The sequence below is a fragment of the Streptantibioticus parmotrematis genome, from assembly GCF_019890615.1.
GTDB lineage: Bacteria > Actinomycetota > Actinomycetes > Streptomycetales > Streptomycetaceae > Streptantibioticus_D > Streptantibioticus_D parmotrematis.
Genome location: NZ_JAINVZ010000014.1, coordinates 1 through 25,450 on the forward strand (window position 1 = coordinate 1; position 25,450 = coordinate 25,450).

At 72.2% G+C, this 25,450-nt stretch carries 26 protein-coding genes; 16 read left to right on the top strand and 10 right to left on the bottom strand.

Going from position 1 to position 25,450, the window contains the following annotated elements; translation table 11 throughout:
- Positions 1 to 25: 25 nt before the first annotated feature.
- Positions 26 to 1,372 (bottom strand): AAA family ATPase, encoded by a 1,347-nt coding sequence (locus tag K7472_RS19750; RefSeq protein WP_252395920.1) that lies wholly within the window; start codon positions 1,370 to 1,372, stop codon positions 26 to 28.
- 80 nt (positions 1,373 to 1,452) lie between these two features.
- On the opposite strand from K7472_RS19750, the gene K7472_RS19755 reads away from it, so the two are divergent.
- The 3 genes from K7472_RS19755 (at position 1,453) to K7472_RS19765 (ending at position 3,791) form a co-directional block, all read left to right on the top strand.
- A complete protein-coding gene (locus tag K7472_RS19755) occupies positions 1,453 to 1,992 on the top strand; it encodes a DUF1697 domain-containing protein (protein WP_222979828.1) in 540 nt (179 codons plus the stop codon).
- Between the two features lie 112 nt (positions 1,993 to 2,104).
- Positions 2,105 to 2,932 carry a glycoside hydrolase family 25 protein gene (locus K7472_RS19760; protein WP_222979829.1) on the top strand — a complete coding sequence of 276 codons (828 nt, stop codon included), beginning with the start codon at positions 2,105 to 2,107 and terminating at the stop codon, positions 2,930 to 2,932.
- Positions 2,933 to 3,071: 139 nt separating this feature from the next.
- Complete coding sequence (locus K7472_RS19765) at positions 3,072 to 3,791, top strand: chaplin (protein WP_222979830.1); 720 nt, start codon at positions 3,072 to 3,074, stop codon at positions 3,789 to 3,791.
- 257 nt (positions 3,792 to 4,048) lie between these two features.
- Here K7472_RS19765 and K7472_RS19770 read toward each other — a convergent pair whose 3' ends face one another.
- Positions 4,049 to 4,987, bottom strand: coding sequence for a hypothetical protein (locus K7472_RS19770; RefSeq protein WP_222979831.1), 939 nt, complete (start codon positions 4,985 to 4,987; stop codon positions 4,049 to 4,051).
- A 562-nt stretch (positions 4,988 to 5,549) separates the two neighbouring features.
- Here K7472_RS19770 and K7472_RS19775 point away from each other — a divergent pair.
- The 3 genes from K7472_RS19775 (at position 5,550) to K7472_RS19785 (ending at position 7,960) form a co-directional block, all read left to right on the top strand.
- On the top strand, positions 5,550 to 5,711 hold the full coding sequence (locus K7472_RS19775; protein ID WP_222979832.1) for a hypothetical protein: 162 nt from the start codon (positions 5,550 to 5,552) through the stop codon (positions 5,709 to 5,711).
- Positions 5,712 to 5,778: 67 nt separating this feature from the next.
- Positions 5,779 to 6,630 carry an HAD family acid phosphatase gene (locus K7472_RS19780; protein WP_222979833.1) on the top strand — a complete coding sequence of 284 codons (852 nt, stop codon included), beginning with the start codon at positions 5,779 to 5,781 and terminating at the stop codon, positions 6,628 to 6,630.
- Between the two features lie 64 nt (positions 6,631 to 6,694).
- Positions 6,695 to 7,960 (top strand): S53 family peptidase, encoded by a 1,266-nt coding sequence (locus K7472_RS19785; protein WP_222979834.1) that lies wholly within the window; start codon positions 6,695 to 6,697, stop codon positions 7,958 to 7,960.
- A gap of 186 nt (positions 7,961 to 8,146) precedes the next feature.
- On the opposite strand, the gene K7472_RS19790 is transcribed toward K7472_RS19785, so the two are convergent.
- Complete coding sequence (locus K7472_RS19790; protein WP_222979835.1) at positions 8,147 to 9,181, bottom strand: PucR family transcriptional regulator; 1,035 nt, start codon at positions 9,179 to 9,181, stop codon at positions 8,147 to 8,149.
- 173 nt (positions 9,182 to 9,354) lie between these two features.
- Between K7472_RS19790 and K7472_RS19795 the strand changes: the two genes are divergently transcribed.
- Together K7472_RS19795 and K7472_RS19800 are read left to right on the top strand one after the other, a co-directional pair.
- Positions 9,355 to 10,251, top strand: coding sequence for an alpha/beta hydrolase (locus K7472_RS19795; RefSeq protein WP_222979836.1), 897 nt, complete (start codon positions 9,355 to 9,357; stop codon positions 10,249 to 10,251).
- A gap of 108 nt (positions 10,252 to 10,359) precedes the next feature.
- Positions 10,360 to 10,755 carry a cupin domain-containing protein gene (locus K7472_RS19800; protein ID WP_222979837.1) on the top strand — a complete coding sequence of 132 codons (396 nt, stop codon included), beginning with the start codon at positions 10,360 to 10,362 and terminating at the stop codon, positions 10,753 to 10,755.
- Positions 10,756 to 10,758: 3 nt separating this feature from the next.
- Here the strand turns inward: K7472_RS19800 and K7472_RS19805 are convergent, their stop codons facing one another.
- Entirely contained in the window at positions 10,759 to 11,637 is an 879-nt protein-coding gene (locus K7472_RS19805; protein WP_222979838.1) for a helix-turn-helix domain-containing protein, read from the bottom strand.
- 149 nt (positions 11,638 to 11,786) lie between these two features.
- On the opposite strand from K7472_RS19805, the gene K7472_RS19810 reads away from it, so the two are divergent.
- Positions 11,787 to 12,659: an alpha/beta fold hydrolase gene (locus K7472_RS19810; protein ID WP_222979839.1), complete on the top strand. Its 873-nt coding sequence runs from the start codon at positions 11,787 to 11,789 to the stop codon at positions 12,657 to 12,659.
- 24 nt (positions 12,660 to 12,683) lie between these two features.
- Here the strand turns inward: K7472_RS19810 and K7472_RS19815 are convergent, their stop codons facing one another.
- Positions 12,684 to 13,523 (bottom strand): LysR family transcriptional regulator, encoded by an 840-nt coding sequence (locus tag K7472_RS19815; RefSeq protein WP_222979840.1) that lies wholly within the window; start codon positions 13,521 to 13,523, stop codon positions 12,684 to 12,686.
- 157 nt (positions 13,524 to 13,680) lie between these two features.
- Between K7472_RS19815 and K7472_RS19820 the strand changes: the two genes are divergently transcribed.
- Positions 13,681 to 14,418 (top strand): SDR family oxidoreductase, encoded by a 738-nt coding sequence (locus tag K7472_RS19820; RefSeq protein ID WP_222979965.1) that lies wholly within the window; start codon positions 13,681 to 13,683, stop codon positions 14,416 to 14,418.
- A gap of 93 nt (positions 14,419 to 14,511) precedes the next feature.
- Here K7472_RS19820 and K7472_RS19825 read toward each other — a convergent pair whose 3' ends face one another.
- Positions 14,512 to 15,234, bottom strand: a complete 723-nt coding sequence (locus K7472_RS19825) for an SDR family NAD(P)-dependent oxidoreductase (RefSeq protein ID WP_222979841.1) — start codon at positions 15,232 to 15,234, stop codon at positions 14,512 to 14,514.
- A gap of 150 nt (positions 15,235 to 15,384) precedes the next feature.
- On the opposite strand from K7472_RS19825, the gene K7472_RS19830 reads away from it, so the two are divergent.
- A complete protein-coding gene (locus K7472_RS19830) occupies positions 15,385 to 15,990 on the top strand; it encodes a TetR/AcrR family transcriptional regulator (RefSeq protein ID WP_222979842.1) in 606 nt (201 codons plus the stop codon).
- 47 nt (positions 15,991 to 16,037) lie between these two features.
- Here K7472_RS19830 and K7472_RS19835 read toward each other — a convergent pair whose 3' ends face one another.
- On the bottom strand, positions 16,038 to 16,340 hold the full coding sequence (locus K7472_RS19835; RefSeq protein ID WP_222979843.1) for a helix-turn-helix domain-containing protein: 303 nt from the start codon (positions 16,338 to 16,340) through the stop codon (positions 16,038 to 16,040).
- A 75-nt stretch (positions 16,341 to 16,415) separates the two neighbouring features.
- On the opposite strand from K7472_RS19835, the gene map reads away from it, so the two are divergent.
- Positions 16,416 to 17,183, top strand: coding sequence for a type I methionyl aminopeptidase (gene map, locus K7472_RS19840; protein ID WP_222979844.1), 768 nt, complete (start codon positions 16,416 to 16,418; stop codon positions 17,181 to 17,183).
- 36 nt (positions 17,184 to 17,219) lie between these two features.
- Here map and K7472_RS19845 read toward each other — a convergent pair whose 3' ends face one another.
- The gene (locus K7472_RS19845) at positions 17,220 to 18,086 is read right to left on the bottom strand and encodes a GNAT family N-acetyltransferase (protein WP_222979845.1); all 867 of its coding nucleotides are present in this window, start codon (positions 18,084 to 18,086) and stop codon (positions 17,220 to 17,222) included.
- Between the two features lie 96 nt (positions 18,087 to 18,182).
- Entirely contained in the window at positions 18,183 to 19,409 is a 1,227-nt protein-coding gene (locus K7472_RS19850) for an alpha/beta hydrolase family protein (RefSeq protein WP_222979846.1), read from the bottom strand.
- 95 nt (positions 19,410 to 19,504) lie between these two features.
- Here K7472_RS19850 and K7472_RS19855 point away from each other — a divergent pair, with 95 nt between their 5' ends.
- The 3 genes from K7472_RS19855 (at position 19,505) to K7472_RS19865 (ending at position 22,518) form a co-directional block, all read left to right on the top strand.
- Positions 19,505 to 20,086, top strand: a complete 582-nt coding sequence (locus K7472_RS19855) for a TetR/AcrR family transcriptional regulator (RefSeq protein WP_222979847.1) — start codon at positions 19,505 to 19,507, stop codon at positions 20,084 to 20,086.
- A gap of 99 nt (positions 20,087 to 20,185) precedes the next feature.
- Positions 20,186 to 20,974, top strand: a complete 789-nt coding sequence (locus K7472_RS19860; protein ID WP_222979848.1) for a hypothetical protein — start codon at positions 20,186 to 20,188, stop codon at positions 20,972 to 20,974.
- A 122-nt stretch (positions 20,975 to 21,096) separates the two neighbouring features.
- On the top strand, positions 21,097 to 22,518 hold the full coding sequence (locus tag K7472_RS19865; RefSeq protein WP_222979849.1) for a DUF2252 domain-containing protein: 1,422 nt from the start codon (positions 21,097 to 21,099) through the stop codon (positions 22,516 to 22,518).
- Positions 22,519 to 22,649: 131 nt separating this feature from the next.
- Here the strand turns inward: K7472_RS19865 and K7472_RS19870 are convergent, their stop codons facing one another.
- The gene (locus K7472_RS19870; RefSeq protein WP_252395921.1) at positions 22,650 to 23,831 is read right to left on the bottom strand and encodes a serine hydrolase domain-containing protein; all 1,182 of its coding nucleotides are present in this window, start codon (positions 23,829 to 23,831) and stop codon (positions 22,650 to 22,652) included.
- Between the two features lie 452 nt (positions 23,832 to 24,283).
- Here K7472_RS19870 and K7472_RS19875 point away from each other — a divergent pair, with 452 nt between their 5' ends.
- On the top strand, positions 24,284 to 24,718 hold the full coding sequence (locus K7472_RS19875; RefSeq protein WP_222979850.1) for a CBS domain-containing protein: 435 nt from the start codon (positions 24,284 to 24,286) through the stop codon (positions 24,716 to 24,718).
- Positions 24,719 to 25,450: the final 732 nt, after the last annotated feature.

Sequence of the window (25,450 nt, forward strand, 5' to 3'; positions counted from 1 at the left end):
CCGCCGACGCCCACCTCGCCCACCCTCAAGAACCACCCCGTTCCCGCCCCAGCCGCAAAACCGTCACCCCCGCCTCCCGCACCCGTTCCCCCGTCCCCCGCACGTCCCGCGGATCGACCTCGTGCGCGGTGCCCAGCAGCCGTACGTGGCCGTGGGCCGCCGCGCGCCGGGCCAACGACAGCAGTTCGCGGGTCTGCGCGCGGTCCAGGCCCGCGTCGAGGCCGTCCGCCACGACCGTCATCGCGCGCAGCGCAGGCAACACCTCCGCCGCCTGGTCCATCTCCAGCACGCCCGGCCCGGTCAGCAGCACCAACGCCAGCGCGAGGAAACGCAGTTCGCTGTCGCCGAGCCGGTCCAGCGGAGTGAGCCCCAGCGCACCGCGGTCGAGCGCCGCCAGAACGCCGTCGCCCCGGGCGCCCGCCGCGTCGCGCACCGCCTGCCGGGTCACCACCAGCCCCTCGACCGGTCCCCCGCACGCGGCCCTGGCCGCCTCGACCAGCATCGCGTGCCGGGTCCTGCACTCGCCCTTGGTGCGGTCCAGGACCGCCGAGAGGTTCTCGCAGCATCCGCGCAGCAACGTGTCGCCGACCCGCGCGGCCTCGCGCATCCGCCACGGCCGCGGTTCCACCGGGAAGACCGCCCGCAGCGCGATCAGCACCTGTTCGGCCGCCGACAGCACCATCCGCTGGCCGTCCGTGGTCCCCGCCACCCGCAGCGGCAGCAACGCGGTCGCCAGCCGGTCGTCGGGCAGCGGCGCGCGCGTCACCGGGACGTGCCCCGCGGTGTGCCAGGCGGCCTGCACCGTGCGCCGGGCCGGGTCGCGCAACGCGGTCGTGAGCAGCACCTTGCCGGAGGCCGTCAACCGCTCGCCCACCACGCGCAGTTCGGGTTCCGTCTGAACGGCCAGATCCAGCCGCACCGGCCCCGCGGGGCCGTCCACCACGCACCCCACGCGGAAGCCGCGCCGCCCCTGCGCGTCCGGCGGGCTCCCGGAGGGGACGCAGGCCGCGGCGCCTCCGCGTACGGTACGGGCGACCGCCGCCGGCAGTTCCTCCCCGCAGGCCAGCGCGGCCAGGACGGCCAGCGCCTCCAGCACGCTCGACTTGCCGCTGCCCGCGCCTCCGGTCACGAGGGTGACGGGCCCGAGCGGGAAGACCGCTCCGCGGTGCGACTTGAACGCGGACAGGCGCAGTTCCACGACCGCGGGCCGCGCCTCCGCCCCCGCCCCCGCCCCGTCAGGCCGCACGCCCCCCGCGAGAACCTCCTCCGCGACCGCCCCCTCAGGCAGTCCGCCCTCCGCAAAAGCGCCCTCCGCAGCAGCCCCCTCAGGCAATCCGACCTGGGTGAGAACCTCGGTAAGAACCTCGTCCATGACCGCGAACGTAGCCAGCCGCGTGGACGCCGAACCGTTCCGTCCCCGGTGTCGTCCTTCGAAAGGGCTACCGTGGCCGGATGACGACCTACGTGGCCCTCCTGCGCGGGATCAACCTCGGCGCCAACAACCGCCTGCCGATGGCGCGGCTGCGCGAGATGCTCACCGCGATGGACGCCTCCGACGTGCGGACGTTGCTCCAGAGCGGCAACGCCGTGTTCGAGCACGTCGGCACCGATCCGGACGGGCTGGCCGCGGCGTTGACGTCACGGCTCGCCGACGAGGCCGGGCTCACCGTTCCCTGCGTCGTGCGCGAACTGGCCGATCTGCGCCGGGTGGTGCTGGGCAACCCGTTCGCCGGCACCGATTTCGACCCGGCGCAGCTGGTCGTCGTCTTCCTCTCCGCCCTGCCCGACACGAAGCGTTTGAACGAAATCGACCGGGACCGTTTCGCTCCTGATGAATTCAGCGTCGGAGAACGAGAGATCTACGTGCACTGCCCGACCGGACTCGCCCGTTCCAAACTGCCGATCGCCTTGTCGGACAAGCGACTCGGGGTCGTCGCGACCGCCCGCAACTGGAACACCGTCACCAAACTTGCCCTAATGGCGGACAATTAGCCCTCCGGCGACGGACAATCGAAGCGGAGCGACGGTCTTTCCGGCGGTGTTCCCCGTCACCGCCGCCGTTCGCGAGCGCCGAGAGCGTCATGAGCGCCAAGGAGGTCCCCCCTTGCTGCAGGGCATCGACATCAGTTCCTATCAGTCGAGCGGCTATCCCACCTCTGGTCTGTCCTTCGTCTTCATCAAGGTCACCGAGGGTCTGTCATACGTCAATCCGAAATGGAAAGCGCAGCGCACGACCGCCCGTGACGCGCATCTCGTGACCGGCTTCTACCACTACCCGCACATCGTCAACTCGCCCACCGCGGAGGCGGACCACTTCCTCGCGCAGCTCGACCTCGCGGCGGGTGACGTCGTCTGCCTCGACTGGGAGTGGTACGGGCAGAAGGTGAGCGACGCCAAGGCGCGCTACTACAAAGACGCATGGATCGCGCACGTGCGGTCTAAGGCCCCGGGCCACCGGGTGGTCCTCTACTGCGACCGTTCCAACTGGGTGACCGTGGACACCGATGCGAACTGCGGCGACGGCCTGTGGATCGCCGATTACACGACGCCGGGCAAGCCGCGTATCAAGCACCACTGGACGTTCCACCAGTACGCGGACTCGCCAGAGGACGAGAACGTGGCGAACTTCGCTTCCGTCGACGCGCTGCGCGCCTGGGCGCACGCCCCGCACGCCCCACACGCGGCGAGTGCGCCGGGCGCCCCCTCCGGCGGGGTCAACACGGCTCCGCCAAGCGGACCACCCGCACCCGCGTCCGGCAGCGCGCCACAGACGTCCTCCGGGGCGGTTCCTGGGCAGCAGTCCGCGGGCGGCCACGACATCGCGTCCGGGGCGGCCTCCGGGAGCCCGTCCCAGGCCACGGGCGGTGCCGGGGACGAGCGCCCGCCGGGGTCCGGCACGGATGCCGGCGGCTATCCGAATCCCGGTTCGTAAAGCCGGAGTTCGACAGGCTACCGACTCGATTGAGTGAAATCCGTATGAGCCACGAATGACCCATAACTTCCGTGGCGCCGAGGCGTTTTCCCCGGTGCGGGCATGTGTCCCGCAAGCATTTCCGGAAGGCAGGAAACCCATGAAACAGGTCGCCAGAAAGGGTCTGGTCACCGCGTTGGCCGCGGGTGGCGTGCTGGCCGCCGCCGGAGGCTACGCATACGCGGACTCGGGAGCGGCCGGCGTCGCCGCCGGATCCCCCGGGGTGCTGTCCGGCAACCTGGTGCAGCTCCCGGTGGACGTGCCCGTCAACGTGTGCGGCAACACCGTCAACGTGGTGGGACTGCTCAACCCGACCACGGGCAACGCGTGCGCCAACACCTCCCACGGCGGCGGCCACGCGCACCCGCTGCACTCGGGCGGTTCGGCCACGCAGCACGCGGGCGGGACCCACGGCGGCGCGGTCAACGGCGGTGGCGCCGGGGCCGAGGGCGCGGCCGAGGGCTCGCCGGGCGTCCTGTCCGGCAACGGGATCCAGCTGCCGATCGACCTGCCCGTCAACGTCAGCGGCAACTCGGTGAACGTCGTCGGCGTCGGCAACCCGGCCTTCGGCAACACCTCCGTCAACCACGAGGGCCACCCGCCCACGACCCACCCGTGCCCGCCGGCTCCCCACAAGCCGGCCGCGCCCAAGCCGGCCGCCCCGGTCCACCACTCCACCCCGCGGGCCGAAACCCCGGTCAGCGAGGCCATGCTGGCGCACACCGGCGCACAGGGCGTGAGCGTCCTCGTCCCGGCCAGCGCGACCGCGCTGGTGGGCGGCTTCCTGCTGTACCGCAGGTTCCGCCCGGGCAGGGCCTGACACCACGTCGGTCCGGTCCGCGTTCGACGTACTACCGGACCGGCTCACGGGTGCCCCGCCCCGGACCGAACCCCGCGTCCGGCAGCGGCAGCACGCCCACCCACTGCGCCCCCGCCCATCCTCCTGGCGGGGGCGCAGTCCGTTCGCGGCCCGTGCCGCCCCTCCGGCCCCGGTCCACCACACCCTCGCCACGCCTCCTGTCTCAGACCGTTCAGCCCCCGCCACGCCCCCGGCCTCGACCCGTGCCGCCGCCCCCCTCAGTCCCACTCCCACCGGATCCCGTACATCCCCGCGTCCAGGTCGGACAGCGCGAGGTGGGCGCTGTTGCTGTTGCCGATCCACAGCGGGCCCAGGCTCTGCTCGGGTGTCCCGCGGCGCGGTGAGTAGAAGCCCGCGCACCGCGCGGGTATCGCCTTCGCGTCGAATTCGACCTCCAGCACCAGCACGGCGGCCGGCCGGTAGAGCGAGTGGCGGGTGTAGTTCTGCGGGGGCCCTTGCGGGGTCGCGGTGTACGAGACGTATTCCACCGTCGCGGTGTCGCCGGTGTTGAGCATGCGGTCGAGGATGAACTCGGCGACGGAGTACCCGGTGCCCGGATCGGTGCGGACCCGGCCGAGGCGGGCCGCGTGCACCGCCTCGAAGCGCGTCGGGGAGCCGTCCGTGTGCGTGACCGCGATGATGCGGTCGACCCCGTCGGTCTCGGCCCGTACGACCTTGCGTATCCGGGTCTCGCCCAGCGTGCGGTCCGTGGCGACGCGTTCCCGCAAGTGCGTGTAGACCGTGGAGACCGCCCAGAGCGAACGCGGTGCGTCCTTCTCCAGGCCGCTCAACGTGCGGTCGAGATCACTGGAGTCGGTCCACAGGGCGCCGGTCGGCAGCGGGGTGGACGGCGCCGACCAGCGGCCCCGGGAGCGACGCGGGCCGAGCAGGGTCATGAGGGTGTTGGGCGCGAGGTCGAGGATCTCCTCCAGTAAGCCGACCGCCCGGAGCGAGTCGGCGCGCTCCGGGCGGTTGCTGCCGCGTTGCCAGTAGCTCAGGGCGGCGGCGCTGACGCGTACACCTCGTTCGTCCAGTTTGCTGCTGATGCGGTTGAGGCTGAGTCCGCTGCGGTCGATGGCGGTGCGCAGCGCTTCGCTGAACGGGCCGGTGTGCAGGGCGCGTTCGATCTCGGACGGAGGTCGATGTCTCTCAGGCATGGGGGGGCGCGCTTCCTGATGCTCGTTCGGTCATGTGACGTGGCGATATGGGGAGGGTTGTCGCGGGATCCGGAACACGGGAGTGGGGGCGCGATCCGTATACAGGGGAAGGGCTGGACCGGAAAGACGGTCGGCGAAGTGGGGCTAGATGGTGGTGCCGTCGCCATATAGCTGTCAAGTCTCACAACTGAACGGAAAGTCAGTGGGGTTTGCGGAACCCGGCTGCCCCGGTGAACCGACGTTCCCTTCAAGGGAGTCGAATGCCCTGGTGAGAGGCCTTGACCGGGTTCTCAGGGACGAGGCTACATTCTCTCGCAGCCGACCGGGACGACATCGGGAGCAGGGGTTCCGGGGACTCGGGTACGTCCCGGTCGGCCTCCCCTTCAACGCTCTGTCGAATGTCAACGCCCTGTCGAATGTCAACGGTTTGTCGAATTCGGAGGAACGGGGTCGGCGGTCCGGAATGCGCTGACGGTCTTCCGACGGCGTTCGCAACGATTTCCCGTCCGACGCCCGCGCGCAGCACTCACGACCGCCTCCCCCTTCACGAAGGGATTCCCCCATGCACACAACCGTTGTCGCCCTCAGCGGCACGGCTGCCCTCGGGCTGATGTCGGCCGTCGGCGTGGAGGTCGCACTCGACAGCAGGGGCGACGGCACCACCAAGTCGTACGCGGAGATCGCCCCGCAGCGCTCGTGGATCAAGAAGACGGCAGGCGTCTGACCGCCTCCGCCCATTCCGCGTACACCGCCCGGGCGTTCTCCGTCCACCCTCCATCGAAGGAGCATCGTTGAGAACACGGCTGATATCGGCCACGTCCACCACCGCCAGGATGGCCCTCGCCGCGGCGCTGAGCGCGGTACTGGCCGGCGCGGGAGTCGCCGCCGCGGCCACCGGCGGCACGCAGAACGGCCCCACGGCCACCACTGCCGCGGTCGCACCCGCCCCCACCCCGCCGCCCGACTACAAGCGCGTCGGCTCGGAGCCGCGCAACCTCGACCAGCTCAAGGCGCAGATCAACGCCTACTACAACGGCTACACCGACGCCTCCGGCCACCACCACATCGGCCCGCACAGCCAGTGGGCGGCCGACGTCGCCACCCAGATCGGCAAGGCCAAGGCGTACCTCGAAGAACGCCTCGCCCATCACGCCCCGCGCGTCCCGGCGATCATGCTGGACATCGACGACACGTCCATCTCCACCTACCCCGTCAACGCCGACTACGACTTCGGCGGCGGCGCGGACGCGAGCGCGGCGGACGCGCAGGCCGACGCGGACAACACCTACCCGGTCGTCCAGCCCACGTTGGACCTCGCCACGTGGGCGCACGCGCACGGCGTGAAGGTCGTCTTCATCACCGGCAGGCACGACAACCTCACCACGGTCACCCGCAACCAGCTCACCGGCCTGGGCTTCCCCATCGACGGCCTCTACCTGCGCCCGAAGAGCGACCCGCCGCCCTACCTGCCGTGCGGCACCTCTTGCACCGCGGAGCCGTTCAAGTCCAACACCCGCAAGTACCTGGAGCAGAGCCAGGGTTACGACTTCATCGAGGCGATCGGCGACCAGGTGAGCGACTACGCGGGCGGCTACGACGACCGCGGCTTCAAGCTCCCGAACCCCATGTACAACATCCCCTGACGCCCCGTCAGTCGGTCCGGCACGGGCCCCCTCCCCCTCACCACCCTCACTCCAAGGAATTCGCATGCCCAAGCACACCCTCAAGCGCCACAGAACCCTCATAGCCGCCGTGAGTTCCGGCGCCCTCGCCGTCACCGCGCTCGCGGTGGCCGGAACAGCCGGCGCCGCACCGGCCACCGCCACCGCGCACACCGCCACCACCTCCCACCCCGCCTGGCGTCAGCTCTGCGGAGCGCCCAGCACGACCGTCGCCTCCTGCGACGTCCTCCAGGTGACGAACCCCGTCGAGCACGTCTCGGCGTTCGGCGTGAGTCCCCATGCCACGCCTTCCGGTTACGGGTCGGGTGATCTCCAGAGCGCTTACGGGCTGCCCGCGAACGGCGGTTCCGGCCAGACGATCGCCGTGATCGACGCCTACGACGACCCGGACGCCGCGAGCAACCTGGCCACGTACCGCAAGCAGTACGGCCTGCCCGCCTGCACCGCGTCCAACGGCTGCTTCAAGGAGGTCAACTCCTCCGGCAAGTCCAGCCCGTTGCCCTCGAAGGCGAGCGCGAACCAGGGCGCGGAGGACTCCCTCGACCTGGACCTGGTCTCCGCCGTCGCTCCGGACGCGAAGATCCTGTTCGTCGAGGCGAGCAAGGGCGGGGTGTCCGACATGGGCGCGGCCGTGAACGAGGCCGTCGAGCTGGGCGCCAAGTTCGTGTCCAACAGCTACATATGGAAGGAGAGTTCGTCCGATCCCACCTATGACAAGGACTACTACGACCACCCCGGGGTCGCGGTGGTCGCGGGCAGCGGCGACTGGGACTACTCGTGGGGTGTCGGCTACCCCTCCTCCTCCCCGTACGTGGTCTCGGTGGGCGGCACCTCGCTGGTCAAGTCGTCGAACACCCGGGGCTGGAACGAGACGGTGTGGAACACCAAGTCCGGTGAGGGCACCGGCTCGGGCTGCTCGGCGTACGAGCCGAAGCCGTCGTGGCAGAAGGACACCGGCTGCTCGAAGCGCATGACCGCGGACGTCGCGGCGGTGGCCGACCCCGGGCACGGTGTCGCGGTCTACGACAGCTACCAGGAGAAGGGCTGGGGCGTGTACGGCGGCACCAGCGCGGCCACTCCGGTCATCGCCGGCGTCTACGCCGACGCGGGCACCCCGGCGTCCGGCTCGAACCCGGCGTCCTTCCCGTACGCGGACCCGGGCGCGCTCAACGACGTGACCAGCGGTGACAACGGCAGTTGCTCGCCCGCGTACTTCTGCACGGCGGAGAAGGGCTACGACGGCCCGACCGGCCTCGGCACCCCGAACGGCACGGCCGCCTTCCACGACTGAGCCAAACACCGCCGGTAGTAGAAGAGTTGGGGCACACAGCCCTCCGAAGTCAGCCGTGCCCCGCGCCCCGTTCCCTCACCGGCGCCGGGGCACGGCTCTCCGCCGTAACCGGTCGCGCCGATCGCGGGTCGGCGGGACACTGCCACCAAGCGGCTTACGTGTAGGGCCACTTGAGAGAATCCCGACTCACGGCTCCATCAAACGCCAGACGGTCAGCGCGAGGCGGGCCCTCATCAATCCGTCCGGCGCGGTGAGTTCGACGCCCAGCGCCCTGCCGATCTGGTCGAGGCGCCGGGCGACGCTGCTGTGGTGGAGGTGGAGCAGATCCGCCGCTCGGCGCTGGGAGCCGGTGGCGCAGTAGGCGTCCAGGGTCTCCAGGTCGTCCGGGTCACCGGCCACCCGCGCCATCGCGGCCACGTCGGCGTTGTCCCGTACGGCGTCGGCCGGGAGTTGGGCGAGCAGTGCCACCGCGCCCAGATCCGTGTGATGGACGACCCGGTCACGCGGGGTCGTGAAGCGCAGGGCGATGCGAGCCTGTCGCCACGACCGGTCGGGGCTGTCCGCGACGCCGATGCCCGCCCGCACGTCCGCCAGGACGCCGGCCGGGTCGAGTCCGGCGGCCAGGACGACGCCCACGTCGGCGAGGGGTGCCGCCTTCATCGGCCGGGTGGGGCGAAGGGCGTTCGCGACCCGGTCCAGCGGGCGGTCGGAGCGCACGGCGGCGACCCACACGGGCGCTCCGGCGGCGAAGCCCAGCAGTCGCAACGCCCGGGACCGAGCCGCCTCGTCGGTGTCGGGACTGATCGCCAGCTCCACCAGGGCGGGGTCGGCCATGGTGGTACGGGCCGGACCGTACCGTTCGACAACCGATGCGGCGGCGATGGCGAGCCGGTCCAGCAGGAGTTCGTCGAGCGGACCGGGCGCGGAGGCGCGTTCCAGCCACACCGAGCCGATCTCCTCCTCGTCAAGAGTGACCGGCCTGCTGGTGGACGCGGGCCGCGCCGGGGCGGGCGCCGAACCGCCGTCGGGAGCCATGCGGATCGCCGGGCCGGCGCCGTGCAGGCGGATGCCGACCACGCATTCGGCGAGAGCCGCCGACGCGCGGGCGAGCGCCGGGAGGTCGACACGGCGGCTGATCAGCGTGTCGTAGAACATGACGACACGCAGGGCGCCCTCCGCCCGCGCGTCCAGTCGTGACAGGCGCTCGACCAGTGCCTCCATGGCATGAGGATACGCGCGCCGGACCCCGGAGCCTCGCGCCGGACCGCCGGAGCCTGCGCCGGAGCGGCGAGCGGCGAGCGGCGGAGCGGATGCGCCGACCGGTGCGCGCGGTGGCCGGAAGGCGCGCCGGATGGCGGCTGATCTCGGGGGCGGCCGCGGTGAGGATGGTGGTCATGGACCCGGAACTCGAAGCATTCATCCCCCTCTTCCCGCCCGCCGACCTGTCCGATCCGGTCACCGCGCGCGGCCGCCTCGCCGAGCTGGCCGCGTCCGCGCCCGTGCCGGACACCGGTGCGATGACGATCGAGGACCACACGCTCCCCGGCGATCCGCCCGTACCGGTGCGGGTCTACCGGCCGCACCATCCTCGGGGGGCCGTCGTGTGGCTGCACGGCGGCGGATTCGTCATGGGCGACCTGGACACCGAACAGCCGTGGGCGACGAGAATCGCCGACGGCGCGGGGGTGGTGGCGATCTCGGTCGGCTACCGGCTCGCTCCCGAGCACCGTTTCCCGGCAGCCCTGGACGACGCCTACGCCGCGCTGACCTGGGCCGCCGCCCACGCCGTCGAGCTGGGGGCCGACCCGGAGCGGATCGCGGTGGGCGGGCACAGCGCGGGCGCCGGCCTCGCGGCGGCGGTGGCGTTGCGGTCGCGTGACGAGAACGGTCCCCGCATCCGCTTCCAGCTGCTCAACCAGCCGGAACTGGACGACCGCCAGGAGACGTGGTCGGCGCGGCGGTTCACCGACACCCCGTGGATGACGCGGGACAAGCTGGCCGCGACCTGGCGTCACTACCTCGGGGGCGACCCCGGTACGCCGTACGCGGCTCCCGCGCGGGCCGCGGATTTGTCCGGGCTTCCGCCCGCGTACGTCGCCACCGCGGAGTTCGACCCGCTACGCGACGAGGGCATCGGGTACGCGTTGCGGTTGCTCCAGGCGGGCGTCTCCGTCGAACTGCACCAGTGGCCGGGCACGTTCCACGGCTCCCAGGCGATCGTGTCGGCGGAGGTGTCGCAGCGTCAGATCGCCGAACTGGCAGCCGCGTTGCGCCGCGCGATGACCGACTGAAGCCGCGGCGGCCGTCGCGACCTCCCTGAAGCGCGTTCCCCTCTCTCCACGCCCGATGTCACCTCCCGCCACATCCGGTCTCACCACATCCGAGGAAGGACCTCAGTCATGACGAGCATCTCCCCCGTCGACCTCTTCGCCTCTTTCGTGCGTCTGGACGGCGACGGACGGGCCCACGCCGAACCTCGGGAGTTCGATCCCTCTCGCGACGGCTGGCAGTTGATGACCTTCCACGCGGAGACCGACGCCGACGTGCACGCCGACCGCTGGGAAGCACACGCCGACGCCGACGAGGTGGTGTCCTGCCTGACCGGCGGCATCCGGCTGCACGTCCGCCCGGCATCGGAGGCGGAGTCCCAGCACGAGGAAGTGAGAGTTCCCGCCGGCAGCGCGGTCATCGTGCCGCGTGGACGTTGGCACCGCATCGAACTGGACGCCCCCAGCGACATCATGTCCCTCGTCGTCGCCCACGGCACCCGAGTGGAGCGGCTGCCAGGCGTCTGACGGTCATCCGCCCCCCGTCGTCCGCCAGGCGCTCGGGGTCGTGCCGGTCCGGCGGCGGAAGAACGTGGTGAAGTTCGCGGCGTCACGGAAGCCGAGGCGCCGCGCGCACCCGGCGACCGGCAGATCCGTGTGGCCGAGCAGGCGCTTGGCCTCCAACAGGACGCGCTGGTCGAGGAGTTCCTTCGCGCCCAGGCCGGTGGCGGCACGTGTGGCGCGGGTCAGGGTGCGCCGGTCGTAGCCGAGGGCCGCGGCGTATCCCGCCACGTCGTGCCGTTCGGCGAACCCCTCCTCGACGGCCGCACGATATCGGAGGAACACCTGCCGGTCCCCCTCGGCGCCGTTCACGGAAGCGCTCGCGGAGCCGGGCGACACCCGCAGGACCAGCGCGGCCAGCAGATGTGCGAGCAGCGGTGGCGAGGCCGTGCCGGGCGACGCCACCGCCGCCGCGTGTTCACCGCGCAGGTGGTCCGCCGCGACGAGCGCCAACGGCCATACGTCAGCGGACAGTTGCCAGCAGGCGGGACCGAAGACGTCCGCCGCCGACCGCGCCGCGGAACCCTCGGGAGGCAGGAAGTCGTGGCGGAAGAGGATCAGGGGGCCGTCGACGCGTTCGACGTCGCTCCAGCGGTGCACCACGCCCGGCCGGATCCACGCCACGCTTCCCACCCGCAGCGGATACCGCACGAAGTCCGCCACGTGTCCGCCCGTCCCGGACGCGACCAGGCCGAGGACGTGGAAGTCCGGGCGCTGCGATTCCGTGCGGCGGCCCGCGCCGTCCATCCTCCGCAGCCGCTCGAAGCTCAGGACCTCGACGCCGAAGGGCGCCCCGAGGGCGGGGACGTACCGCACCTGCCGCACGTCCGCGGTGTGACCGTTTTCCACAAGGACGCCGCCTCTTTCGACCAGAGCTCACCAACGGCACGAAGGTAGCGTCGAAGGCGTGCTCGCAGGTAAAGCAGCACGTCATCCAGCTGATACGCGACGGACACCCGGCAGCCAGAGGCCACCCGCCGCCGACTCCCGGAGGAACGATGTCAACGGAAACCACAAGGACGGTCCCGGTGCGGGGCGGCTTCCTCGACGTACGGACGAGGGGCGGACTCGGTGGCACGGGACCGGGCGGACCCGGTCCGGCGGCACCGGCGGACACCGGCGCGCCCACCCTCGTCTTCCTCCACTACTGGGGCGGCTCGGCGGCCACGTGGGACGCCGTGGTGGAACGACTGCCCGCCACCCGCCGCACGGTCCGTTACGACCAGCGCGGTTGGGGCGCCGCCCGCGAACTGCCCGGCCCGCACGACCTCGACGCGCTCGCCGACGACCTCGCCGCCGTCGTCACGGCCCTGGGGACGCGGCGGTACGTGCTCGTCGGGCACTCCATGGGCGGGAAGGTCGCCCAACTCCTCGCAGCGCGGCGCCCGTCGGGCCTCGCGGGCCTGGTGCTGGTGGCCCCGGCGCCGCCCGAACCGCCCGCGCACGTGACCGAGGAGTACCGGCAGGCGCTCGCGCACGCCTACGACTCCGCGCAGGACGTCGGCACCCCCCTGGACCACGTCCTCACCGCCGCCCCGCTGCCCGAGCCCGTCCGGGCCGGCGTCGTACGCGACAGCCTGGCCGCCGGCACGCAGGCACGACGGGAGTGGCCCCTGCGGGGCATCGCGCGGAACGTCACGGACGCGGCGCGGCGGATCGACGTACCGGTGACGGTGCTGGCGGGCGAGCGCGACCAGGTCGAGCCGCCGCACGTACTGCGCGATCACCTGCTGCCGTACATCCCGCACGCGCGCCTCGACGTCGTGCCCGGCGCGGGCCACCTGCTGCCGCTGGAGGCCCCCGACGCGGTGGCCGCGTCGCTGCGGGTCCTCACCGGCGAACGGGCCGAGGTCGGCGAGGTCGGCGCCTGAGCATGCGCGTGCACCGGGCGGACCTCACAGCCGCGTCGCGACCCGGACCAGATCGGCGACCGCGCGCAGGCGGCTGCCCGCGGGCCAGGCGATCACCGTGGTCACCGGCGGTGCGTCGGGGACCGGGACGGCGGTGAGGTCGCGGCGCAGGTCGGTGGCCGCGGACTCGGGCATGACCACGGTGGTGCGGCCGAGCGCGATCAACTGGAAGAGCTGCGTCATGTTCCGCACCTCGGCGCCCGGCCCCTCCGGGTACGCGCCGTCCGGACCGGGGAAGCGCGCCAGGGGGAGGTCCGGCAGCGCGGTGACCTCGGCCATCCGCAGCCGGGGGCGGGCGGCGAGCGCGTGCGAGGCGGGCAGGATCGCGACCTGCCCCTCGGTGCGCAGGATCTCGGTGTCGAGTCCGGCCGCCGAGTCGAACGGCAGGTGCAGCAGGGCCACGTCGGCCTGCCCGCTCTCCAGCAACGGCCGCTGCTGGAGCGCCTCGCAGAGCAGCAGGTCGACGGTGACCGCGCCCGGTTCCGTTCCGTAGGCGTCGAGGAGTTTGGCCAGTAGCTCGCCACCGGTGCCGCTCTTGACCGCGAGGACCAGGCGGGGGTGCTTGCGCGCGGCCTGCTGGGTGCGGCGTTCGGCGGCGGTCACCGCGCCGAGGATCGCGCGTGCCTCGGACAGCAGCACGGCACCGGCGTCGGTGAGCGTGACCTTGCGGCTGGTGCGTTCCAGCAACGTGACACCGAGCTGCCGTTCGAGGCGCGCGACGGCACGGGACAGCGGCGGCTGGGCGATCTCCAGTCGCTGCGCGGCCCTGCCGAAGTGCAGTTCCTCCGCGACGGCGACGAAGTACCGCAGCTCGCGTATCTCCATGCGTTCACGGTAATCCCGGCGTGCGAAGCGTTCACGGTCGTGGCCGCGGCGCACGACCGGCCCCCGCGCACGCCCCGCGTCCTTGCGCGTCCGATCCATGTCGCGCGGGCATCGCCGCGTTACCGAGATGGTGTTGGTGCCCGGCCCGGCCGCGGCCATGCTCGGTGTCATGAGCGAGAAGACGACCGCGCTGGTCACCGGCGCGAACAAGGGCATCGGGTACGAGATCGCGGCGGCGCTGGGCACGTTGGGCTGGAGCGTCGGCGTCGGCGCCCGGGACGAGCGACGCGGTGCGGACGCCGTCGCGAAGCTGCGCGCGGCGGGCGCCGACGCGTTCGTCGTGCCGTTGGACGTCACGGACGACGGGAGCGTCGCCGACGCCGCGCGGCTGGTCGAGGAGCGAGCCGGACGGCTCGACGTCCTCGTCAACAACGCGGGCACGGCGGCCGGTTGGCCCGACGCGCCCACGAGCATGGACCTGGACACCGTGCGCCGGGTGGTGGAGACCAACGTCTTCGGCGCCATCCGCGTCACCAACGCGATGCTGCCGCTGCTGCGCCGCTCGGCGCACCCCCGCGTCGTCAACCAGTCCAGCCACGTCGGCTCCCTGACCCTCCAGACCGCGCCCGGCGCCGACTTCGGAGGGATCAGCGGGGGTTACGCGCCGACGAAGACATACCTCAACGCCGTCACCGTGCAGTACGCCAAGGAGCTGGCCGGCACCGGCATCCTGGTGAACAACGCCTGCCCGGGCTACGTGGCCACCGACCTGAACGGCTTCAGCGGTACGAGCACGCCCGCGCAGGGAGCGGCGATCGCCGTCCGGCTGGCGACGCTGCCGGACGACGGGCCCACGGGCGGCCTGTTCGACGACGAGGGGGTCGTGCCGTGGTGACCGCGACGCGGAACCACATCGTGCCGTGGTGACCGCGGCAGCGGAATCGCACCGTTCCGTGGTGACCCCGCCGCAGCCGTCCGTCGTCGCGTCCTACCACGGGACCGTCTCGCCGTTGCGGTCCAGGAAGCGCAGTCCTGGGATGCCCGCCTGGGCTTCGAGGACGTCGACCACGGCCGGCATGCTGTCCTCCGGGGCGAGGGGCGCGTCGGGTCCGCCCAGCGCGGTGCGGTTGTGGCCGGGGTCGATGAGCAGCTTGGTGCGGCCGTCGTCGGCGCGGCGGGTGGCGTAGCTGCGCATCAGCTGGTTGAGGGCGGCCTTGCTGGCCTTGTAGAGCTCGTAGCCGTCCTCGGTGTTGCGCGTGATGCTGCCCTGCTCCGACGACATGACCGCGACGGTGCCACCGGGTGCGACGAGTCCGTCCAGCGTCTCGACGGCGCGCAGCGGGCTCAGCGCGTTGGTGACCATGACCTCGGTGAACATCTCGGTCGGCACCTCGCCGATGGGCAGGTCGCCGCGGTCTATCGCGGCGTTGACGAAGAGCAGGTCGAGCCGGTGGCCCTCCAGGCGGTCGCGCAGGGCGGCCAGTTGCGCGGGGCTCGTCATCTCCAGGGACTCGACGGTCAGCCGCCCGTCCAAGGCGTCGGCGAACGCCTCCAGCTCGCTGCCCTCGCGGCGTGTCGTGGCGATGACGCGGTGGCCGCGGCGGAGGAGTTCGAGGACGAGCACGAGGCCGAGTCCTCTGGAGGCCCCGATGACGAGCGCGAGGCGGTCGGAGGCGGCGGGTGTGCCGGAGGCGGCGGAAGCGGTGCTCACGGGTTTCTCCTTCACGGTGCGAGGTCCCGGGTCACCGTCCACGCGGTGCGGGTTCCTCGTTTGTCAGGACGCTGTGCCTGGACGGTGTGTCTAGACGGTGCGTCTCGACAAGGTTAGATCACGGCACGCCCTCCCGGTATCGTGTTTCGCATGTCTGCCGCCGCCACCACTTCCCAGCCCCGCAGGCCGCGCTCCGGCAACCGGCGCGACGAGGCCGCGCGTCTGGCCGTGCTGCACGCCGCGGACGACCTGCTGGTCGAGCACGGTTTCGGCGCGCTGACCGTCGAGGCGATCGCGCGCCGCGCGGGCGTCGCGAAGCAGACGATCTACCGCTGGTGGCCGTCGAAGGTCGAGATCCTGCTCGACACGCTCATCGAGGACAGCGCCAAGCGGATCCCCGTTCCGGCGGACGAGCCCACGGCGGAGAGCGTGCGCGGTTACCTGCGCGGATTCGCCCGGTTCCTCACCCGCGACCCGGCGGGCAAGGTCCTGCTCGCGCTGCTCGCCGAGGCGCAGCACGACCCCGACACGGCCAGGAGTCTCCACGAGCGCTGTCTCGCGCCGCGCCGCGCGCGGGAACGCGCGATGCTCACCGGCGCGACCGACGCGGGCGAGATCGCGCCGACGCTCGGCCCCGACGCCACGATGGACGCCCTGCTCGGCCCGATCGTCTACCGCGCGCTGACCGGCGCAAGCATCCCGCGCGGCCTGGTGGACACCCTCGTGGACGCGCTGCTCAGGCCACGAGCGAACTGACGCGTCCGGACCGCCGATCCGCCCGCGTCAGGCGTTCCGGGTGGCGCTCACGCCGTCATGGCCCGCTCGCCGCCCTCCTCCGCGCCCGTCCCCTCGCCACCGTCGGCGTCCTGCGCGCAAGCCGTCGCGAGGGCGTCCAGGGAGACGTTCAGCGCGTGGGCCAGGGCCGCCACGGTGAAGAAGGCCGGGGTCGGGGCCCGGCCCGTTTCGATCTTGCGGAGGGTCTCCGCGGACACCCCGGCCGCCGCCGCCACGTCGACCATGCTGCGGTCGCCCCGGGCCTGGCGGATCAGGGCGCCGAAGCGCTCTCCGCGTCGCCGCTCCTGCGGGCTCAAAGGAACTCTCACCATGACCGTGATACTAATACCGGTATAAGTATTGGCGACAGCGGCCCGCACGGCCGCGCGCGGCGAGGAGTCACGCCCATGGTGGAGATCAAGACCGACACGGCACTGGAGGCGATGCGCGAAGCCGGGCGGGTCGTGGCCCACGCGCTCGCGGCGGCCCGCGCGGCGGCGGCCGTGGGGGTCCGTCTGCGTGAGCTCGACGCGGCCGCCCGGGCCGTCCTGGACGAGGCCGGCGCACGCTCGCCGTTCCTGGGCTACCGGCCCTCCTTCGCGCCGACCCCCTTCCCGGGCGTGGTCTGCGTCTCGGTCAACGACGCCGTCGCGCACGGCATCCCGGACGACTACCGCCTGCGCGACGGCGACCTCGTCAGCGTCGACTGCGGGGCCGAACTCGACGGCTGGACCGGCGACGCCGCGATCAGCTTCGTCGTGGGCACCCCGCGCCCCGCCGACCTCGAACTCATCACCGCCACCCAGCAGGCCCTCGACGCGGGCATCGCCGCCGCCACCGTCGGCCACCGCGTCGGCGACATCTCCCACGCCATCGACACCGTCGCCCGCGAGGCGGCCTGCGGCATGCCGTCCGACTTCGGCGGCCACGGCATCGGCCGCCGGATGCACGAGGACCCCCACGTCCCCAACCGCGGCCGCCCCGGCCGTGGCTTCCCCCTGCGCCACGGCCTCGCCCTCGCCATCGAGCCGATGCTCATGGCCGGAGGACGCGACAAGTACCGTACGGACGGCGACGGTTGGACCCTGCGCACGATCGACGGCAGCCGGGCCGCCCACATCGAGCACACCATCGCCGTCACCGCCGACGGCCCCCGCGTCCTCACGCTGCCCTGATCCGCGACAGCACGCCGACCGCCTCGCACCGACCGCCTACGCGTCCCGGCGCCGGTCCCGCACCTCCGGCCCGGGCCGCATACCGGCCGAGGTGTACGTGGCGACCGCGCCGACGTTCGCGCTCCGGGTGCACACGATCACGCTGGAGGACCCCATCTCCCGCAGCGCGGCCGCCCCCGCGACCGTGATCGCCACGCCGAAGCCCAGACCGCGGTGGTCCCGGTGCACCCCCATCGGCTCGATCAGCCCGGGCCTGCCCGGACCGGCCGACCACACCGTCACCGCCGCCACCGCGTCACCCCGGTCGTCGTACGCGAGCAGGCACCGGGCGTCGGCGTACGACGACCCGGCCGCCATCGCCCGCCACCGCTCAGGCGTGAACGTCGACCGGTCGAACGCCGCACGCTGCACGGCGGCCCGCGCCTCGGCCCGCTCCGGTCCGACGACCTCGATCCGCACGCCCGGGTCCCCGACCGGTTCCCTCAGGTCACGGCGCAACGGTGTCCACGGTTCGTCGGGCCGCCAGCCCGCCTCCGTCAGCAGGTCCTGCACCAGGGAGCCGGTCGGCGCCTCGACGTACACCTGGCCCTCGCCCAGCACACCGCGCCCGGGGTCGGCGACGTCCTCGGCCATCCGCCGGGCCAGTTCCTCGTCGCGCCGGACGTCCGGTGCGACCGTCACCCGCAACAGCGCGGCCCCGTCCAGCAGTCCCACGGCGACGATCCGCCCGTCCCGGCTCCAGGTCCGCACGGCGGTGCCCGTCGCCTCGGCGCCGAACCGCAGGAACCAGCCCAGGTCCCCGGGATGCAGCTGCATCGGCGCCCCGTCGTCCTGCCACTCACGCAGCGCGCCCACGGCCGCGTCCAACCCGCCGACTCCCGGTGTGCCCAGCACGATCGCCATGCCCCGATCGCACACCATCCCGCGGACCCGGCGCATCCGGTTTTCGGCGGCCGGGCCCCGCCGTGGGCACGCGGCCCTCGGGCGAGCGGTGGTGGTTCAGGCGGCTGGGCGCAGCGTCTCGTCGAGCCAGTCGGCGATGCGGGCGATGGCCAGCCGCTGGGCGCCCACGTGGCAGTGGGCGTCCGCGCCGAGTTCGTCGCCGAAGGCGAGCAGGGTGCTGCCGGGAGTGTGGTCGTGGAGTGTCCCGGGCTGGCCGGTGAAGAACAGGTCGCCCTGCGCCTCGCAGACCAGCGTGGGCGCCTTGATCCGCTCGGCGATGCCGTCGCCGAGGTGGTAGTCGAGCATCGCGGCCAGCACCTGGCGCGGGGTGTCGACACCGAAGACCCAGGCACCGTGGGACAGCGCCCAGCGCATCACCGGGGAGTCGGCGGCGGCTCGCTCCAGCTGGACGTCCACCTCGGGGGCGTTCTCGGTCCGCAGCAGGGCGGCCTTGTCCTCGCGGGTGGCGCCGGGGATGTCGGCGATGAAGTTCTCGGCGATGTCGTAGACGCCGTCGACGGACACGACGGCGCTGAGGCGGTGCTCGAACGCCGCCGCGCGCGGGGCGAGTTGGCCGCCCATGCTCAGCCCGATCAGGGCGAGCCCCTCGGGATCGACGTCGTCACGGGTGAGGACGAAGTCGATGGCGGCGCCGACGACGGTCTCCCAGTCGGGGCGGAAGACCAGGTTCTCCCGGTGCATGGGTCCCGGCTGGCCGGGGCCGTCGAAGGCGAGCACGTGGTAGCCGCGTTCGACGAGCCCGGGGACGCCGAAGAAGTGGCACTCCTCGGCCGTGCCGTCGAAGCCGTTGTGGATGAGCACCACCGGGTGGGGGCGGCCCCGGCCGTCGTCGGCGGCTTCGTACCAGTAGCCGGGCAGGGTGGTGTTCTCGAACGGGATCTCCACCGGCGTCACCGGGCGCTCGGACAGCGCGACCGCGGACCTGAAGGCCGCCACGCTCGCCTCGTAGACGTGGTCGATCCGCGGGTCGGCGGGGTTCCCGTGCAGGAAGAACTCCGCGGAGCGGTAGTAGTTCGAGGCGCGCAGCCAGGCGTCGCGGGCGGAGACGGGGTGCCTCCCCCGCTCGGCCTCGCGGGCCACGTCGGCGACGCGGTCGGCGGTGAGCAGCCACTCGTCGTACCAGCTGTCGAAGTCACCCTCGCGGATGCGCTGCGCGGTGGTGAGCACCTCGCCGAAGTCGGCGCCGCCGTAGGCGATGTGACCGAAGGACCTGAGGGTCTCGTACCAGAACGACGGGTTGTTGCCGAAGAGCACAGGGCGCATGACCGGCCTCCTAAGGCGAAAGTTTTCGTATTAAGCGAGCCCAACGTACATCACCTCCGAGCTAAAGGTGAACCCTTTCGCGTTAAGATGGCCGCATGACCGACCAGCCGACTCCCCGCCGCCCGGGCGGACGGACCGCACGGGTGCGTACGGACGTGCACCGGGCCGTCGAGGAACTCGCCCGCGCACACCCCCTGTCGGAGCTGACCCTCGCGCAGGTGGCCGACCGCTCCGGGGTGCACCTGGGCACCCTCTACCGCCGCTGGAAGACGCTGGACGGCCTGCTCCTCGACGTCGTCAACGAGCGGCTGAGCGCGCCGATGCCCGACACCGGATCCCTGCGGGAGGACCTGGAGCGTTACGCGCGCCGGGCCGCCGACGATCTCGCCGGCCCCGTCGGCACGATGCTGGTGCAGACCCTCGTCGCCATCCGGCGGGAGGACGACGGGGGCGGACTGGACAAGCTGCCGCCTGCTCTGGCCCGGCGATTCGACGACCTGGAGGCGGTACTCGACCGTGCGGCCGCCCGGGGGGAGGACGTTCCCAGCGTGCAGGAGGTCTTCGAGGTCGTCCTCGCCCCGCTGTACGCCGCCGTGCTGTTCGGCATCGGTCCCAGTGGCCCGGCCGCCGCGGGACCCCTCGTCGAGCGCCTCACGCGGCTCGTCGGCACCGCCTGAACGGGTCGCGCGGTGGCGGGGCTTGGCACGCGTACGGCGCGGCACGCACACTTGCCCCATCACACAGGCTTCGGGTGATTCGCCGAACAGGGGGAAACTGTGAGCAGATCCCACGCGGTGCCGACGGCACGGGTGCTGCGGCTCGCCGAGGACCGCGGATTCGGGCAGCCCGTCACCACCGTGGCCGTCCAGCCCTTCAAGGTCCCTGAGGTCGTGGGCGGTTGCCTCACCCTCCTACTGGTCGTTCCCGGCCTGGTGCTGAGCCTGCCGTTACCCTGGCCCGCGACCGCACACCTGGTGGGTTACGGTCTGCTCGCGGCCGTCCCGTTGGTCGTGCTGGTCACCTGGTGGTGCGGCCGCCGGGCGGAACGGCCGTTCGCGCCCGCACTGCACTGCTTCCACGAGGGGTTGATCCTCGACACCCAGGACGACGTCGAGGTGTTCGCCTGGCACGAGGTGCTCGTCTACGACTGGACGACCACCTCCCAGAGCAACCAGCCGTCCAAGACCCGTCATCTGAAGCTGAGGACCCGCGAGGGACGGGAGATCCGCGATCTGACCTACGCACGTCAAGCGGAGGTCATTTCGCAGCTGGCCGACACGGCCGAAGCACCCCGCGCGCGGGAGCAGTTGGAGAACAGCGGTTCGGTCACGTTCGGCGACTACGTTCTCTCCACGGCGGGACTGACGGTCGACGGCACCTTCCACCCGTGGTCACATCTGCGGCGCCCGCACTCCCGCTTCCTTCCCCAGCCCCGCCCGCTGGAGATCCGCACCGGACCCGGCCACTGGAAGCGCCTGTGGATCGACGGCTCCACGACGCCGTACGGAGCCGTTCTGCTGGACCTCGTGGGCCGGTGCGTGGACGATCACAGCGTGATCCAGTAGTGCCGACGCGGCGGCTTCCGCTGACGCGGCGGGCGCCCCGTCCGCCCAGGTAGCAGACCGCTGAGCAGCGAGATACGTTGACAGGAGAGCGGCCACAAGAGATCCGCAGGCGACAGGCAGCCATGAACGACGACCAGCGTCCGTCCGGTGACCGGACCCGCCATCTCACTCCACAGGAGCGGATCGCCCGGGGCAAGGCCGCGCGGTCCGTCGCGCCGCGCTCCGGGCACGCCGAGTTCCGGCCCACTCCGGAGCGCCCAGACCCCCTGGATGTCATCCGCGCCCAGTCGGCGAAGAGGCTGCCGGAGCTGGTGCCGATCCGCTACGGCCGGATGAGCGAGTCGCCGTTCCGCTTCTACCGGGGAGCGGCCGCGATCATGGCGGCCGACCTCGCCGGGACGCCGCGCACCGGCATCACCACGCAGTTGTGCGGCGACGCGCACTGCCTGAACTTCCGGCTGCTGGCCTCGCCGGAACGGCACCTGATGTTCGACATCAACGACTTCGACGAGACGCTGCCCGGGCCGTGGGAATGGGACGTCAAACGCCTGTCGGCGAGCCTGGTCATCGCGGGCCGCGCCAACGGCTTCTCCGCGAAGGACCGGGCCTGCGTGGTCGCCGCCGCCGTACGGGCCTACCGCCAACGCATGCGCGCGCTGGCCGAGTTGGGCGATCTCGACGTCTGGTACACACACCTCGACGCGGACGAGTTGCAGGAGCAGTTCGCCTCCGTGCTCAGCGCCGACGACTCCGACCGGTGGCGGCGCACCCGGGAAGCGGCCCGCGCCCGCGACACCCTTCAGGCCTTCGACAAGCTCACCCGCGTCGTCGACGGACGACGCCAGATCGCCCCCGATCCGCCGCTGCTCACGCGCCTGGCGGACCTGCTCCCCGAGGCCCCGCGCGAGGCGCTGGAGCAGGCCCTCGGCAGCCTGGTCGAACGCTACAGCCACACTCTCCAGTCGGACCGCCGCCACCTCCTGGAGGGCTACCGGTACGCCGACGCGGCCCGCAAGGTCGTCGGCGTGGGCAGTGTGGGAACGCGGTGCTGGATCATCCTGATGCTCGGCAAGGACGCCGAGGACCCGCTGTTCCTCCAGGCCAAGGAGGCGGACGAGTCGGTGCTCGCGCCCTACACCGGTGCCCGGCCCTTCGCCACGCAGGGCGAACGGGTGGTGGCGGGCCAGCGGCTCATGCAGGCCACCAGCGACATCTTCCTCGGATGGGAACGCGTCCACGGCATCGACGGGCGCCTGCGGGACTTCTACATACGGCAGTTGCGGGACTGGAAGGGCGTCCTGGCGACCGAGACCATGTCGCCGAGGCGGATGGAACTCTTCGGCCGCGCGTGCGGCGCCACCCTGGCCCGCGCCCACGCCCGGTCCGGCGACCGCGTCGCCATCGCGGCCTACCTGGGCGGCGGCGACGTCTTCGACCGCGCGCTGACGACGTTCGCCGAGCTGTACGCGGACCAGAACGAGAAGGACCACCAGGCACTGCTCGACTCGATCAGGGCCGGACGGGTCCCCGCCGAAGCCGCATGACCGCGGGGCGCCGCACGACCGCCGAACGGGGACGACCACCCGGTCCCGCGGGGTCCCGGCGGCGGCCCTGGCACGGCTCGTTGGGGGGCCGGCTGGCAACCGGCGGTGACGCGCGCAGGACTGCGGCCGCGTCAGTGGCGCGCCGGAGAGGTGTGCTCGCACAGGGCCGTGGTCACGGCGGTCCGAACGTCGGTGTCCTGCGCGGCGGTTCCGCCGGGGTCGAGGTTGACCATCACGGTCGCCTGCCGCCCGTCCGGCGTCACGCCGGTCATCGTCTCGAAGCCCGGGATGCCGCCGTCGTGCCCCCAGAACCGGCCGCCGCACGGCAGCGGGTCGCTCTCCAGGCCCAGCCCGTACGCGCTCCCGGAGGCGTCCCCGGTCGGGACCGTGGTCTCCATCGCCCGTAGCTCGGCGGGCGGCAGCAGCCTTCCCCGCAGGAGCGCGCCGAGGAACCGGTTCATGTCCGCACCGCTGGAGATCATGGCTCCGGAGGCGTAGGCGACCGACGGGTTGAACTCGCTCACGTCGATCCGGTCGGAAGCCGTCGGCTCCGCGTACCCGTGCGGGTGCGGGCCGGGGATGGCGGACGCGTCCACGGGCACGGAGGTGTCGTGCAGACCGAGCGGCTCGATGACGCGCCGGTCGATCTCCTCGCCGTACGGGTGCCCGGTCACGGCCTCGATGAGCAGTCCGGCGAGCACGTAGTCGGTGTTCGAGTAGCTCCACCCGGTCCCGGGCGCGAACACGGGAGGATGCGCCAGCGCGAGTTTCACGAGGTCGAGCGGGCTGTAGTGCGCCAGCGGTTGGGACAGGACCGTCTGAAGGCTGAGGTAGTCCAGGTAGTCGGGCAGGCCACTGGTGTGCTGGAGCAGTTGCCGCACCGTGATGTCGCGCCCGTCGTTCCCGTTGCCCCGCACCACACCGGGCAGGTACCGCTCGATCGGCGCGTCGAGTACGACCGTGTGCTCGGCGACGAGCTGAAGCACCACCGTGGCGACGTACATCTTCGTCATGCTGCCGATCCGGAACCTGCTGCCGTCCGCCATCGGCGCACCGGTGGCGACATCCGCCACGCCACTGGTCAGCACCGTCGTCCCGCCGTGCCCGTCGCTGACCTCGGCCAGCGCTCCCGGCGCCCCGTCAACGGTGGTCAGCCGCCGCAGGATCCCGCTCACGCCGCCGTACGGCACGGTCGCCTTCGCGGTGACGCTCGACGGGCCTCCTCCGGCCGCGAACGCGGCGGGCGCGACGCCACCCGTGCCCACCGCGAGCGCCACCACGGCGGCGCACCCGGCGATCCTGCGTCGACACATGGGAATCTCCCCCTCGGTTCTCCGGATTCCGCACCTCGACCGGGCGCGGGGAACCACAGACGGGCGCGGTGTCGCACGTCGGACGGGCTGTGTGCTTGCTTGCCGCCCCTGGCACCTCACAGTGTTTCCGCACCCTCCGGCCCCGGCCCATGGGGCTCTCCCCCGTATGCACAGGGGGGTTGTCCGGCCTGAACGGGCCGCGGGCCCCCGAAAACGGCCGACCGCCGCACGACCTTCGTGGACACGGCCGTTGGTCCCGTTCACGCGCCGGTGCGGAGCCAACGTCCGCTCGTTGCATACGAAACCACCCCGGCGTCGGCGGCCTCGTCCGGCCCCGGAGGCGAGGCCGCCCTCGTCGTGGTGTCATCGAAGAAGAGCCACCGTGCGAATCATCTGGACATCACGCGGCAGCGCTCCGAAGCCGCGGGCCGCGTATCACGGAAGGAATCATCATGGCCGGCAGTCTGCGAGCCCGGGACATCATGACCGGCGGCGTGCAATGCGTCGGCGCTCACCAGTCGTTGCAGGACGCGGCGCGGATGATGCGTGATCTCAAGGTCGGCGCACTGCCCATCTGCGGCGACGACAACAAGCTGACCGGCATGATCACCGACCGCGACATCGTCATCAGGTGCTGCGCGGAGGGCATCGACCCGGCGGCGGTGCAGGCGGGCTCCTTGCAGGGCGATCTCCAGTGGATCGACGCCGACGCGGACGCGGGCGAGGCCCTCCACACGATGGAGCAGCACCGGATCAAGCGGCTCCCGGTGATCGACGTCAAGGGCGGCCACCAGCTGGTCGGCGTGATCACGGAGGCCAACCTGGCCAAGAACCTCACGGACGCGCAGATCGCGGAATTCGCCAGCCACGTCTACGCCGGAGCGTGAGGTCGGCCCTCTCGGGCCCTTCGGCCGGGTGGGGCGGCGGAGGTCGGCGTGCCCGGCCCTCCCATCAACTTGGTTTCTGGGGGCGGCGGATGAGGGCTGGCTGGTTGGACGGTCGGTCGGTCGGTTGGTTAGTTGGTTGGCTGGCGGGCTGGCGGGCTGGCGGGCTGGATCAGCGGTCGGGATGACGGCGTGGTACGAGGTCGTCGTGGTCGGGCTGGTTGGTTGGGGGTCCCTCGTCGCTGCGTGGGGTGCGGAGTGTTACGTCTGCGCCGCTTCGCGGCTTGAGGGGCAGGAGGGGAGGGGCTCCAGCGCTGCGCGCCCCGCACGACAACCGATCGCTTCGCGCCCGGCCCCGACCTGACCGGGGACAAGTGAGCACCGTGGACGAGACAGGTACGAAGTGTCACGTCTGCGCTGCTTCGCAGCTTGAGGGGCAGGAGGGGAGGGCTCCAGCGCTGCGCGCCCCGCTCGACGGCCGATCGCTTCGCGCCCGGCTCAGCCTGACCGGGGTCCAGGGTTCCTGGTCTGCGGATTGATTGTCACCCCGTTGTCAGCGACAAGGGTTTTTGTCAACCAGGCATGCCGAAAAAGCTTGCCACCGGCAACGGGGTGACAAGCGTTTCCCAGACTGCCCTGCCGGTCGCGCAGCGGACGGCCTTCAGCGCAGCGCGCAGCGCCTAGCCCCCCGCCCTCCTGCCCCTCAAGCCGCGCAGCGGCGCAGACGTAACACTC